Genomic DNA, 12,257 nt, shown 5'->3' with positions numbered 1-12,257 from the left:
ATTAAGAGCCACCTTAGCCTTCCGGCGGCCAAGGCGCACAATCGGCGTGCGCCGCAACAGTAAGGAACGTGTTGTGACCGAAGAGCGCAGCGGCGCGAACATCCTGGTCGAAAGTCTCGTGCGACAGGGAGTCGAATTTGTATTCGGCTATCCAGGCGGTGCGGTGCTTCCGATTTACGATGCATTGTTCGACGACGAGCGCATTCGGCACATTCTTGTACGCCACGAGGCCGGAGCGGCTCACGCGGCGGAAGGATACGCACGCTCCACCGGAAAGCCGGGTGTGGTTCTCGTCACCTCGGGTCCGGGCGCGACCAACGCGATGACGGGCGTGGCCGACGCTTTTCTCGATTCGATTCCGCTTGTGGTCATCACCGGCCAGGTTCCGACCGGCCTGATTGGGTCTGACGCCTTTCAGGAAGCCGACACCATCGGCATGTCGCGTCACTGCACCAAGCACAACTATCTGGTGCGTGATCCGGCCGAGCTTGCGGCGACCATCGACGAAGCCTTTCAGATCGCCACCAGCGGTCGCCCCGGCCCCGTGCTGATCGACATTCCCAAGGACGTCCAGATCGCCTCGGCTCTCTGGCACGAAGGCGCTCCTCAGCGTCGCAACCGCTACAGTCCCTGCGAGCAGGCCCCGGCGGACGAGATTGCCCAAGCCGTGGAAATGATTGCCGCGGCTGAACGCCCGGTGCTTTATACCGGCGGCGGCGTGATCAACTCCGGTCCACGCGCCTCGGCGCTGCTGCGGGAGTTGCAGGCCAAGCTCGACGCCCCCGTCACCTCCACGCTCATGGGTCTGGGCGCCTTCCCGGCCGATAGTGCGGACTGGCTCGGCATGCTGGGCATGCACGGCACGTACGAAGCCAACATGGCGATGAATGAGGCGGACCTGATCATCTGCGTCGGCGCACGTTTCGATGACCGGGTCACCGGCCGTCTCGATGCTTTCGCGCCGAACTCAAAGAAGATCCACATCGACATCGACCGGTCGTCGATCAACAAGACGGTGGCTGTCGACCTGCCTCTTGTCGGTGATTGCGCCCGGATCCTCGATCAGATCCTGACGGAGTGGGGCAGCCGCAAGGGTCGCGATATGAGCGCCTGGAAGGCCCGTGTGGACGAATGGCGCCTGCGCAAGAGCCTGTCCTATCCTCGGTCCGAACTGGCGATCGCGCCGCAGTTCGCCGTGCAGCGTCTGTTCGAACTGACCCGGCACCTCGATCCGATCATCTCGACCGAAGTCGGGCAGCATCAGATGTGGGCGGCACAGCACTTCCACTTCTTCTCGCCCAACCGCTGGCTCACCTCGGGTGGTCTCGGCACGATGGGTTACGGCCTTCCCGCCGCGATCGGCGCGCAGTGTGGCAACCCCGGCAAGCTCGTGGTCGACATTGCCGGCGACGCCTCGATCCAGATGAACATCCAGGAGATGGGCACCGCCACGCAATACCGCCTGCCGGTCAAGGTGTTCATCCTCAACAACGAGTGGATGGGCATGGTTCGCCAGTGGCAGGAGCTGACTTACGAAAGCCGGTTCTCGAACTCGTACTCCGACAGTCTTCCCGACTTCGTGAAGCTGGCAGAGGCTTACGGTTGGAAGGGCATTCGCATCGAGGATGAAAGCCAGCTCGATGCCGGCATCCAGGCGATGATCGATTACGATGGTCCGGTCATCGTCGATTGTCTGGTCGCCAAGGATACCAACTGCTTCCCTATGATCCCGAGTGGGGCGGCGCACACCGAGATGCTGCTCCATGGCGACGTGGTGGCCGGCACGATGGATGACGAAGCCAAAGCGCTGGTCTGAGGACAACCGAACCATGAAAATCACAAGGGCCGCCGAGGAGCGGCACGTCCTGACTGTGACCGTCGACAACGAAGCGGGCATTCTGGCTCGCATCGCCGGCATGTTCACCGCTCGGGGCTATAACATCGACAGCCTGACCGTGGCCGATATCACCGACAATCATGCGGTGAGCCGGATCACCATCGTTACGCACGGTCCGCAGAACGTCGTCGACCAGATCCGCCATCAGCTCGAGCGCCTCGTGCCGGTTCACAAGGTCGTCGACCTTACGGAGAACGGCCCGTATGTGGAGCGGGAACTGGCGCTGATCAAGGTAGCCGGCACCGGAGAGAAGCGCGTCGAGGCGCTGCGCGTGGCTGAGATTTTCCGCGCTCGCCCGGTCGATACCACGACGGAGAGCTTCGTTTTCGAACTCACTGGCGCTCCCGACAAGATCGACAGCTTCGTGGCGCTGATGCGCGAGCTCGGCCTCGTAGAGGTGGGGCGCACCGGCATCGTGGGTATGATCCGCGGCGCCAGCGAAGCCTGATTATTTCCCACAATCACCCCTCGTCGTTGTCCGCATGGATGGGCCGACGGAGCAGAAGGATCGAATGATGAAGGTCTATTACGACGCCGATGCGGACATCAACCTGATCACCGGCAAGAAGATTGCGGTGCTAGGCTATGGCAGCCAGGGCCATGCTCATGCACAGAATCTGCGCGACAGCGGCGTCAAGGAAGTGGCCATCGCGCTTCGTGAGGGCTCGGCTACGGCCAAGAAGGCTGAGAGCGCCGGCTTCAAGGTGCTGTCCAACGCCGAGGCCGCCAAGTGGGCCGACATCCTCATGATCCTGGCGCCCGACGAGCATCAGGCGGCCATCTACGCCGACGATCTGCACGCCAACATGAAGCCGGGCGCCGCCCTCGCCTTCGCGCATGGCCTCAACATCCACTTCGGTCTGATCGAGCCCCGCGCCGACATTGACGTGATCATGATCGCCCCCAAGGGCCCCGGCCACACCGTGCGCTCCGAATACCAGCGTGGCGGCGGCGTGCCCTGCCTCATCGCAGTGGCGCAGGATGCCACCGGCAACGCACACGACCTCTGCCTCGCCTACGCTTCCGGCGTCGGCGGCGGCCGCTCCGGCATCATTGAGACCAACTTCCGCGAAGAGTGCGAAACCGACCTGTTCGGCGAGCAGGCGGTGCTCTGCGGCGGCGCCACCGCGCTGGTCCAGGCCGGTTTCGAGACGCTGGTCGAGGCGGGCTACGCTCCCGAGATGGCCTACTTTGAGTGCCTGCACGAGCTAAAGCTGATCGTCGACCTCATGTACGAGGGTGGCATCGCCAACATGCGCTACTCGATCTCCAACACTGCGGAGTACGGCGATATCACGGTCGGGCCGCGCATCATCACCGAAGAGACCAAGAAGGAAATGAAGCGCGTCCTGGCTGACATTCAGTCGGGCCGCTTCGTGAAGGCCTTCGTATCGGACAACCGCGCCGGCCAGCCAGAGCTCAAGGCAGCGCGCAAGGCTGCCCAGCGCCACCAGATCGAGGAAACCGGCGCCAAGCTGCGCGGCATGATGCCTTGGATCGCCAAGAACGCACTCGTCGACAAGGCGAAGAACTAAGAAGCGCAGCGCTCGCCCGGCAGCTTAGGCCGTCGGGCGAGCGTAAGGAAACGCTTTGACATGGAACATCCTCCCGGGCAGCAAGTTGCAAGCAGGTTCGCTTCCCGGGAGGATTTTTCATGCGCCGCTATCTCGCATCCGCAACTGCGCTCGCGCTCGTCGCCACAGCGCCCATCTGGGCACAAGGGGCGCCCAGCTCACCTCCAGGAAAGCGTGACGCCACGCAGATTACCGGCGGCACTTACCAGGTCGATCCGGCGCACACGCTGGTTGCGTGGGAAATCGACCACCTCGGCTTCTCACCTTACTACGGACTGTTCGGAGACGTTACCGGCACGCTCCAGCTCGATCCCCAGGCGCCACAGAACGCCAAGGTTTCCGTGAGCATCCCGATTGCCAAGGTCACAACCGCAAGCGCGGGCCTCACCGACCACCTGCTACGCGCGCCCAAGGACGCGGGCGCCAAGCCCGACTTCTTCGGCCCCTCCCCCGCACCCGCCACGTTCGTGTCCACCTCGGTTCGACCGACCGGAGAGGGCGAAGCCGACGTCACGGGCAACTTGACGCTCAACGGCGTCACGAAGCCAGTGACGCTCGACGTCGAGTTCTACGGCGCAGGGAAACTGCCCGCGCAAATGGGTGGATCGGAGAACGTAGGCTTCGAGGCTGAGACCATGATCAAACGCAGTGACTTTGGCCTGGACACAATGGTCCCGATGCTGGGCGACGAAGTCGAACTGAAGATTGCTGCGGCGTTCACGAAAAAGTGATGACACGACACAGCTTCTCGATTGCGAGCGTTCTCGCCGCAGCTGCGCTTGCCGGCTGCACGCCCACCGGTGAAGTGCGCCCGGACGCAGCCACTCCACCGGCACCGTCTGAGGCGCTGAAGTCATGTGGCGCGGACAAGCTGTCCAGCTACATTGGCATGATCCCAAGCGAGTCCGTTCTTGCGAAAATGAAAATGGAGTCAGGAGCCCAAGCTGTCCGCGTCGTTGGCCCCAATGATGCGATGACGATGGACTATCGCGAGGACCGACTCACCATTCACACCAACGCGGATGGGCGCATTGATCGTTTGCGTTGCGTCTGACATAAACCGGACTGCGCTCCACCGGAGCGCAGTCCTCAACTGAATGGCCGGCACGCAATGCTTGGCTGCACTCTTTACATCCGCGCGCGCAATGCCCATAGCGGGAACATGAGCATTCGGCTTGGCCTTACCCTGCGACTTACTCGCCCTTGGGCGTGAGTTGACGCGTCGATCTCGGGCGCGAAACGGCGCTCAAGGGACATAGACTCCGCACCGCAAGCCGCACTCTCCCAAGCGAGTTTTCGCCATGACCATGCTGAAAGATCCCTCGGTCAAGTACCGTCCGTTCCCGCAAATCGCCCTGCCAGATCGCCAATGGCCCGGCCGCGTCATCGATAAAGCCCCGCGCTGGCTTTCAACCGATCTCCGCGACGGCAACCAAGCTTTGATCGATCCGATGGGCGCAGAGAAGAAGACGCGCTTCTTCGACCTGCTGCTCAAAGTTGGACTCAAAGAGATTGAAGTTGGCTTCCCAAGCGCGGGTGCGACCGAGTTCGATTTCATCCGCGGACTGGTCGACGGCGATCGCATCCCCGAAGACGTGCTGGTTCAGGTACTCACCCAATCGCGTCAGGACCTGATCGAGCGATCCTTCGAAAGCCTCGCCGGGGTGCACGCCGCCATCGTTCACCTCTACAACGCCGTGTCCCCGCTCTGGCGGCAGGTCGTTTTCGGCATGGAAAAGCCCGAGATCCGGGCCATTGCTGAAAACGGCGCCAAGGTGCTGCGCGACCAGGCTGCGAAGTACCCGCAGACGAAGTGGCACTTCGAGTACAGTCCTGAAACCTTCTCCACCGCCGAACTCGATTTCTCGATCGAGTGCTGCGAGGCGGTCATGGCGATTCTGCAGCCTACGCCTGAAAACCCGATCATCCTCAACCTGCCTGCGACAGTCGAAGCGGCGACGCCCAACATCTACGCAGACCAGATCGAATACTTTTGCCGCAACCTGCCTAACCGCGAGAGCGCGGTCGTGAGCCTGCACACGCACAACGACCGGGGCACCGGCGTGGCAGCGGCTGAGCTGGGCCTCATGGCCGGCGCGGATCGCGTGGAGGGTTGCCTGTTCGGCAACGGAGAGCGCACCGGCAACTGCTGCCTCGTGACCGTCGCGCTCAACCTCTACACGCAAGGCGTCGATCCCGAGCTGGATTTCTCGGACATCGATGAGGTGATCCAGACAGTCGAATATTGCAACCAGCTCAAGGTCGCAGAGCGCCACCCCTACGGCGGCGAACTCGTATTCACCGCGTTCTCCGGAAGCCATCAGGACGCCATCAAGAAGGGCTTTGCGGCGCAGGAGAAGCGCAACGACCAGATCTGGTCCGTGCCTTACCTGCCGATCGATCCGGCGGACCTGGGCCGCAGCTACGAAGCGGTAATCCGCGTCAACTCGCAGTCCGGCAAGGGCGGCTTCGCCTGGGTAATCGAACAGGACCAGGGCCTGAAGCTGCCCAAGCGCATGCAGGCGCACTTCTCGCGCCACGTACAGGAACTGGCTGATGAACTCGGCCGCGAACTGCAGGCAGGCGACATTTGGGATGTCTTCCGCCGCACTTATCGCCTCGATGATCCGCAGCACTACCAGTTGATCGATTGGGACGAGGCCAAGGCTGCCGACGGCACCCGCATGTTCTCGGGCAAGATTGGCGTAGACGGACGGGAACGCACCGTCTCGGGTCGCGGCAATGGCCTGATCTCATCCGTAGTCGCAACGCTCAAGGACAGCTTCGGCGTGAACCTGGAAGTGCGTGACTATGCGGAGCACTCGATGGGCCACAGCTCGGAGGCCCGTGCCGCGGCTTACGTGGAATGCGTGCTGGCGGATGGGCGCACTGTCTGGGGTGTCGGCATCGACGAGGATGTCGCGACGGCCAGCGTGCGTGCCGTCTTGAGCGCTGCCAACGCCGCCTAGAAACGGCGAGAGCGACTTCGGTCTCTCTCATCCGCAGCGTGGCTCGCGCGATTGGCTGCGTTTACCAAAGCGTCTGGTCAGCTTGCCTCTCTCAAGCAGAGACGCGTAGCCGCCAAACAAGGAACGGGGCGACGTCCTTCTGGACCTCGCCCCGCTTTACCTTCCAGAGGAAGACGAGTTACCCCGCCTTCTTCGGCAGCTTGATCTCAGCCGTACCGTTGCACATCGTCACGCCGCGCTGGTTCACCATCTTATGCTTCACGTGCACGAGGTGGCGTCCTTCCTCGTCAACGGTCTTGTCGACGACTTCGGCAGTCTGGATCGTCACGTCACCGGTGAGAGCCGGACCGCGATAGTTCGCGATCGAGTGAACAACCATGCCATGCTCGCCGGCCCAGCCCGAAAGGAAGTCGGTCACCCAGCTGCCCATGGACGCGCCGTAGCCGTAGCCGCGCGGCATGCCGATGCGGCGGGCGTACTTGGGGAACAAGTGCCCGCGCGACGGGCCGTAGTACGCGCCGTCAGTCAGTTCCGGATTGATCAGCATCATGTCCGGATCGTTCTCGTACCCGGCCATCTCCTTGGTGAAGCCGAGTGCCTCCAAGTCGTTCTTGCGGAAGCTCAGAGCACCCCAGGTGTTCATCAGGAACGCGCGCCATTCAGTGGTGAAGCTGGCAATCGAGTGCGGGCCGAAGACGCGCTCGGGCAGCTCGTCGCCGACGTTCACGTCATCCCACCAGCGCTCCTTGTGACCGAGGTCATGGAGCATCTGCACCCAGGCGAACTTGCGGTCCTCAAGCGCGGCGAGTTCCTCATCGCTCCAACTCGGCTCTTCGAAGTCGGCTTCGTTGACCTTCTCGCCGCCGGTCGCAGCCGAATAGCGCATCGAGGTCGAGCGCTGCTTGGCAATCGGCTCGCCGTTCTGGTTGGCGTAGTTGTTATCGCCGCGCTGGAATACCGTGGGGCCGAGACCCGTCTGCTTCAGCGTGTAGTCGAAGGGGATGCGGGTGTTGGTGAGGATATCTCCGGCCACCACCTTGGTGTCATAGAACCACCATTCATCTCCGCCGAACAGCAGGTGCGAGCCGGGAATGCAGCCGACGCAGGCAGGTGCGGCACCGTGGCCGTCGTCCGTTGCGATTGCGAAGCTCTGCGGCGCAACCAGCTTACCGTAGCGGCTCTCCGAGGCGTACTTCGGGTCGAAATGCAGCAGGTTGGGATAGTGCATCGCGTGCACCCAGCGGCGGATGTCGTTGTTGCCAATGGGCTCGCGCAGGGGCGAGAAGTCCATGGTCTTGCCGAGGTATTGATCAATGTCCGACGTATCGAGCGTCGTGGGGGCGGTTGCCATGCATTCTCCCTTTCGCAGACTAACTAATCGACAGCAGTGTCTATTACATCGCGCATAGCAGGTCATCCCCGTTTGCATAGAGCAAGGACAGCAACGCCACGGCGGATGTGCTGGCTCGACAGAACCGGCTTGTGGCACTATGCCCCAATTTAACCGCTCGATTAAACGGACTTGCCGATGCCCCTTCCCGCGCCATTCGAAGCTCTGCGACTGCCGGTAATCGCCGCCCCCATGTTCATCGTTTCGAACCCCGCGCTGGTGATCGCCCAGGTAAAGTCCGGGATCGTGGGCAGCTTTCCAGCGCTGAATGCCCGCCCCGCTAGCCAATTGGACGAGTGGCTGCACGAGATCAGCGAGGGCACGCAGGGCTCTGCCGTTCCGTTTGCCGTTAATCTGATCGTTCATAAGACCAACACGCGGCTGGAGCAGGATCTGGAGACTTGCCGCAAATGGCGCGTCCCAATGATCATTACGTCACTTGGCGCTCGGCCCGATGTGAACGCAGCGGTTCATGAATGGGGCGGTATCGTCCTGCACGACGTCATTGATGACGCCTTCGCCCGCAAGGCCATCGAAAAGGGCGCCGACGGCCTGATTGCCGTCGCTGCTGGAGCAGGAGGGCACGCCGGCGTACAATCGCCTTTCGCCCTGATGCAGGAGATCCGCAGTTGGTTCGACGGCCTCGTTGCGCTGTCTGGCGCAATCGCCTGCGGACGCTCCATCCTGGCGGCCCAGGCCATGGGTGCTGACTTCGCTTATGTCGGCACGCCCTGGATCGCCACACCTGAGGCAAATGCGGTCGAAGGGTACAAGCAGGCGATCGTCGATGGGCGAGCCTCCGACATCGTCAATTCTAACCTCTTCACCGGCGTCCACGGGAATTACTTGCGCGCCTCCATTGCCGCAGCGGGCATGGACCCGGACAACCTGCCTCAGGGCGACCCCAGCATCATGAACTTCGGATCTGGCGGGAACATGGACGCCAAGGCATGGCGGGACATTTGGGGCGCTGGCCAGGGCATCGGAGCCATTCGCACAGTCGAGCCCGTGAGTGCGCGTGTCGATGGGCTGGCGCTGCAATACGAACGTGCAATTGCAGACCTCGCCGAGCGTACTGGCGCCAAGCAGTCCGCCTGACGAGCGCCTGTCAGGCCGACGAACGCCCGTCAGGCCGACGAACACCCGTCAGGCCGACGAACGCTGGTCAGCTTGCGGGCCAGACCAGAACCCGCGTACCCTGTTGCGCAGGCTCGGCGCAGAACGTTTCGCCGCGGATCTGGAGTTGCGTGGCCATTTCAATGCGTCCTTCCTGAACCAGACGATCAACCACATGCGCCGCAAGTCTGAGCGTCGCCTCCGGTTTGCTTGAGGGACGGTTAGAGACGGAGATCTCCTGCTGCACGAAATGCGCCAGCCCCCGGCTAACAACGGTTCCGTCAGCAAGCGCAGAAAGCGCCGTGAAGCTGTGAGCGGGAAAGGCGCCGCCGGCCAGCCAAGCCAGGACCGTGTGGGCAAAGACCCCCGTCTCAGTGGCGGTGTTCGCGGGTAACCAGACGATTGCAACGACTGGCAGAACGGTGCTCAGTTCCGCGGCAAGAGCGGCCATCGTGCGCACCACCGGGGGCAGCGCCAGTCCACCCGAGAGGTGATGACCGGGGTAAAGCCGCACCGGTTCCAGTCCATCGAGCCCGGCGAGGTCAGCGAAGCCGTGGGAGCTTTCTGGTGTCGGTATCTCGCACCGCACCGCAGGAGCCAAGCCGTCAACGTCGAACGTGAGCCCTCTGGCGACGACTTCCGCAACGCCTGCACCGGTATCGACATGCGCCGACTGGGCCGGTGTCTGGCACTTATCGAGTGCAGCCAGAATAGCCGACGCATCCGGCCTCTCATCTCGCCTGAAGAGCAACGCGAACCCTGTGCCTGCCCGTCGCTCCACGTCGCTCATGTCCATGCCTGCTTTCATAGGTTTAAGGGGCCACCCATGCCCTTACCGGCCAGGTTCGTCGAGACATTCAGAAGATGCCCAAACGCAGCCCCTCGGCCATGGCAGCCCCCAGTTCGCGGCAAGCGTCCGCCGAAGCTTCAGGAAGGACTTTCGGAGCGAGGATCGCTTCGGGTGCCTGTACTCCGAAATTCACGATGAGCGGCTCTGCCACCCGCCGTAAACGCCAGCCCGTCACGATCCGGTCGATCTGCGCCTGTGCGCCATGGCCGTCGGATCCCGCAGCGATCGCCGTTGCGTAGGGGCGCCCTTCGATGCGCCCGAGCAGCGGATAGTAGCTGCGATCGAACATCTCCTTCATCATCCCCGACATGGACGCCAGGTTTTCCGGACAGACGAAAACATAACCTTTTGCGGCGAGCAGTTCGCTGGGCCGTGCCGATTCAGCTTTCAGCAGGCGGCAGTCCGCTCCAGCTCCTTCCGCCACCGCAGCCGCCATAGCGGCTGCCGCACCGGTTCGGCTGTGCCAGACGACGGCGAGCAAGGTCTCACTCACCGCTGCGAACGGTACTGGCGGCATGTGTCATCACAACGCTTTATCATGTTTGCCCCTCTGGACAGCCTCAAGGATACGACACCGGACCGAGGAGAGGGCATCCGTCCGTCGCATGCGCAGAACCCACAGGCTTTCCGCTTGTAGAGCGGTGCTATAGAGGCGCGCGCATGACATCGTCCCTGTCTCTTCCCGTCTTCGGTATCGAACGCTCGCTGTCCGGAAAAGCCTGGCGCTGGCGGGGCGGCAACATGGACCTTAGCTCCGGCCCTGTGGGACTGGAGGACGACATCGTCACGCAATTGCTGCTTTCGCGGGGTGTCGCGCGTGAAGACCTGGAGCGCAATCGCACACCGTCGCTTCGCGCTTTTCTGCCCGACCCATCTGAATTCCGCGACATGGATGCTGCTGCCGAGCGGCTGGCGCAGGCGGTGATGACCGCTGAGACCGTGACGGTCTATGGCGACTACGACGTCGATGGTGCCACGAGCGCAGCCCTTCTGATCCGCTTGTTGCGAGCGCTCGGCCACGATGCCCGCTATTACATCCCCGACCGCTTGCTTGAAGGATATGGCCCTTCCGGCGAGGCACTGGTGCGCATCGCAAAGGAGGGCTCCAGCCTCATCGTAACGGTGGATTGCGGGGCTATGGCGCACGAGGCGCTGGCGATGGCCCATGACGCAGGCGTGGACGTGATCGTCGTCGATCACCACAAGTGCTCAGCCGAGCTCCCGCCCGCTGCGGCCCTGGTCAACCCCAACCGGCTGGACGAAGGTGTGATCGCCGCGGGTCATGGGCACCTGGCAGCGGTAGGCGTAGCCTTCCTTCTGGCAGTCGCGACCGTGCGCGCCCTTCGCCGGCGCGGCTGGTTCGAGGCACGGCCTGAGCCCGACCTCTTCGCTCTTCTGGACCTTGTAGCTTTGGGGACGGTCGCTGACGTGGCAGCGCTGCACGGCCTCAACCGAGCCATGGTCGCCCAGGGCCTGAAGGTTATGGCACGCCGCGAGAACATCGGCATGTCGGCGCTGATCGACGCCAGCCGGCTCTCAAGGGCACCGACTTGCAGCGATCTAGGCTTCGCTCTTGGTCCTCGCATTAACGCCGGAGGACGCGTCGGCGAATCGACGCTTGGCGTTCGCCTGCTGACAACTCATGACCCCGATGAAGCCCGCGAAATTGCCGCGCAGCTCTCCCGCCTGAACGATGAGCGCCGCGCCATCGAGCAGGCGGTGCAGGAAGCTGCAGAGGCTGAGATGGAACGCCAGCACAACCGATCGGTCCTCGTGCTCGCAGGATCCGGCTGGCATCCCGGTGTGATCGGCATCGTGGCCGGACGGATCAAGGAGAAGACCGGCAAGCCCGCCCTCGTCATCGCGCTCGATGCGGACGAGCACGGCCATGGGAAGGGCTCCGGCAGATCCATCTCCGGCGTCGACTTGGGTGCGGCGATCATAGCTGCACGGGAAGAAGGGCTTCTGATCGCGGGCGGTGGCCACGCCATGGCGGCGGGGCTGACGATCGCACCGGACCGTTTGGAACCGCTGAGCGACTGGCTCGACGACAAGCTGGGACGCGATGTGGGCGCGGCGATGGGTAACCAGGCGATGCTGCTGGACCTTGCGCTCGCCCCGGCAGGCATGACGCCACAGCTTGTGGCGACGCTCGACAGCGCCGGGCCCTTCGGGATGGGCTGGCCCGGCCCGAAAGTGGCCGTAGGGCCGGTAAGACTCATCAAGGCGGACCTTGTCGGCAACGATCATGTGCGCCTGATCGTCAGCGGCAACGATGGCGGGCGCTTCAAGGCGATCGCCTTTCGTGCTGCGGAGAGTGAGATGGGCCAGGCGTTGCTACACGCTTCCCAGGGACGCCGTCTCTGGCTCGCGGGGCGTGCAAAGATCGATGATTGGGGCGCACGCCCGCAGGCCGAGCTGCTGCTGGACGATGCGGCTTGGGCCGATTGAGCCGCATCGT

11 protein-coding genes are annotated in these 12,257 nt (G+C 63.2%); 8 read left to right on the top strand and 3 right to left on the bottom strand.

Going from position 1 to position 12,257, the window contains the following annotated elements; translation table 11 throughout:
* Positions 1-73: 73 nt before the first annotated feature.
* The 6 genes from ilvB to leuA all read left to right on the top strand — a co-directional run bounded on the left by ilvB (position 74) and on the right by leuA (position 6,440).
* Complete coding sequence (gene ilvB / locus ABUH87_RS01800) at positions 74-1,816, top strand: biosynthetic-type acetolactate synthase large subunit (RefSeq protein ID WP_367768475.1); 1,743 nt, start codon at positions 74-76, stop codon at positions 1,814-1,816.
* Between the two features lie 13 nt (positions 1,817-1,829).
* A complete protein-coding gene (gene ilvN, locus ABUH87_RS01795) occupies positions 1,830-2,345 on the top strand; it encodes an acetolactate synthase small subunit (protein WP_367768472.1) in 516 nt (171 codons plus the stop codon).
* 67 nt (positions 2,346-2,412) lie between these two features.
* Positions 2,413-3,432, top strand: coding sequence for a ketol-acid reductoisomerase (gene ilvC / locus ABUH87_RS01790; RefSeq protein ID WP_367769141.1), 1,020 nt, complete (start codon positions 2,413-2,415; stop codon positions 3,430-3,432).
* A gap of 119 nt (positions 3,433-3,551) precedes the next feature.
* Positions 3,552-4,202 (top strand): YceI family protein, encoded by a 651-nt coding sequence (locus tag ABUH87_RS01785; protein WP_367768470.1) that lies wholly within the window; start codon positions 3,552-3,554, stop codon positions 4,200-4,202.
* On the top strand, positions 4,202-4,525 hold the full coding sequence (locus ABUH87_RS01780; protein ID WP_367768467.1) for an I78 family peptidase inhibitor: 324 nt from the start codon (positions 4,202-4,204) through the stop codon (positions 4,523-4,525). The genes ABUH87_RS01785 and ABUH87_RS01780 overlap by 1 nt, the downstream gene beginning before the upstream one ends.
* 247 nt (positions 4,526-4,772) lie before the next feature.
* Positions 4,773-6,440, top strand: a complete 1,668-nt coding sequence (gene leuA / locus ABUH87_RS01775) for a 2-isopropylmalate synthase (protein WP_367768465.1) — start codon at positions 4,773-4,775, stop codon at positions 6,438-6,440.
* A 178-nt stretch (positions 6,441-6,618) separates the two neighbouring features.
* On the opposite strand, the gene ABUH87_RS01770 is transcribed toward leuA, so the two are convergent.
* Positions 6,619-7,791, bottom strand: coding sequence for an FAS1-like dehydratase domain-containing protein (locus ABUH87_RS01770; RefSeq protein WP_367768462.1), 1,173 nt, complete (start codon positions 7,789-7,791; stop codon positions 6,619-6,621).
* Between the two features lie 177 nt (positions 7,792-7,968).
* On the opposite strand from ABUH87_RS01770, the gene ABUH87_RS01765 reads away from it, so the two are divergent.
* A complete protein-coding gene (locus ABUH87_RS01765) occupies positions 7,969-8,928 on the top strand; it encodes an NAD(P)H-dependent flavin oxidoreductase (protein WP_367768458.1) in 960 nt (319 codons plus the stop codon).
* Between the two features lie 67 nt (positions 8,929-8,995).
* Here the strand turns inward: ABUH87_RS01765 and ABUH87_RS01760 are convergent, their stop codons facing one another.
* Both ABUH87_RS01760 and ABUH87_RS01755 read right to left on the bottom strand, forming a co-directional pair.
* The gene (locus ABUH87_RS01760; protein ID WP_367768455.1) at positions 8,996-9,736 is read right to left on the bottom strand and encodes a hypothetical protein; all 741 of its coding nucleotides are present in this window, start codon (positions 9,734-9,736) and stop codon (positions 8,996-8,998) included.
* Positions 9,737-9,803: 67 nt separating this feature from the next.
* The gene (locus tag ABUH87_RS01755) at positions 9,804-10,313 is read right to left on the bottom strand and encodes a flavodoxin family protein (protein WP_367768452.1); all 510 of its coding nucleotides are present in this window, start codon (positions 10,311-10,313) and stop codon (positions 9,804-9,806) included.
* Between the two features lie 143 nt (positions 10,314-10,456).
* Between ABUH87_RS01755 and recJ the strand changes: the two genes are divergently transcribed.
* Positions 10,457-12,247 carry a single-stranded-DNA-specific exonuclease RecJ gene (gene recJ, locus ABUH87_RS01750; RefSeq protein WP_367768449.1) on the top strand — a complete coding sequence of 597 codons (1,791 nt, stop codon included), beginning with the start codon at positions 10,457-10,459 and terminating at the stop codon, positions 12,245-12,247.
* Positions 12,248-12,257 lie beyond the last annotated feature (10 nt).

The organism is Novosphingobium rhizovicinum (assembly GCF_040813635.1).
GTDB lineage: Bacteria > Pseudomonadota > Alphaproteobacteria > Sphingomonadales > Sphingomonadaceae > Novosphingobium > Novosphingobium rhizovicinum.
Note: the sequence above shows the minus strand (reverse complement) of the source record. Positions and strands in the feature narration are given on the sequence as shown.

What these genes read in the sequence shown, in the direction of transcription:
- ilvN (WP_367768472.1), top strand. Translation starts at nt 1,830, where the DNA reads ATGAAAATCACAAGGGCCGCCGAGGAGCGGCACGTCCTGACTGTGACC.
- ilvC (WP_367769141.1), top strand. Translation starts at nt 2,413, where the DNA reads ATGAAGGTCTATTACGACGCCGATGCGGACATCAACCTGATCACCGGC.
- ABUH87_RS01785 (WP_367768470.1), top strand. Translation starts at nt 3,552, where the DNA reads ATGCGCCGCTATCTCGCATCCGCAACTGCGCTCGCGCTCGTCGCCACA.
- ABUH87_RS01780 (WP_367768467.1), top strand. Translation starts at nt 4,202, where the DNA reads ATGACACGACACAGCTTCTCGATTGCGAGCGTTCTCGCCGCAGCTGCG.
- leuA (WP_367768465.1), top strand. Translation starts at nt 4,773, where the DNA reads ATGACCATGCTGAAAGATCCCTCGGTCAAGTACCGTCCGTTCCCGCAA.
- ABUH87_RS01770 (WP_367768462.1), bottom strand. Translation starts at nt 7,791, where the DNA reads ATGGCAACCGCCCCCACGACGCTCGATACGTCGGACATTGATCAATAC.
- ABUH87_RS01765 (WP_367768458.1), top strand. Translation starts at nt 7,969, where the DNA reads ATGCCCCTTCCCGCGCCATTCGAAGCTCTGCGACTGCCGGTAATCGCC.
- ABUH87_RS01760 (WP_367768455.1), bottom strand. Translation starts at nt 9,736, where the DNA reads ATGAGCGACGTGGAGCGACGGGCAGGCACAGGGTTCGCGTTGCTCTTC.
- ABUH87_RS01755 (WP_367768452.1), bottom strand. Translation starts at nt 10,313, where the DNA reads ATGCCGCCAGTACCGTTCGCAGCGGTGAGTGAGACCTTGCTCGCCGTC.
- recJ (WP_367768449.1), top strand. Translation starts at nt 10,457, where the DNA reads ATGACATCGTCCCTGTCTCTTCCCGTCTTCGGTATCGAACGCTCGCTG.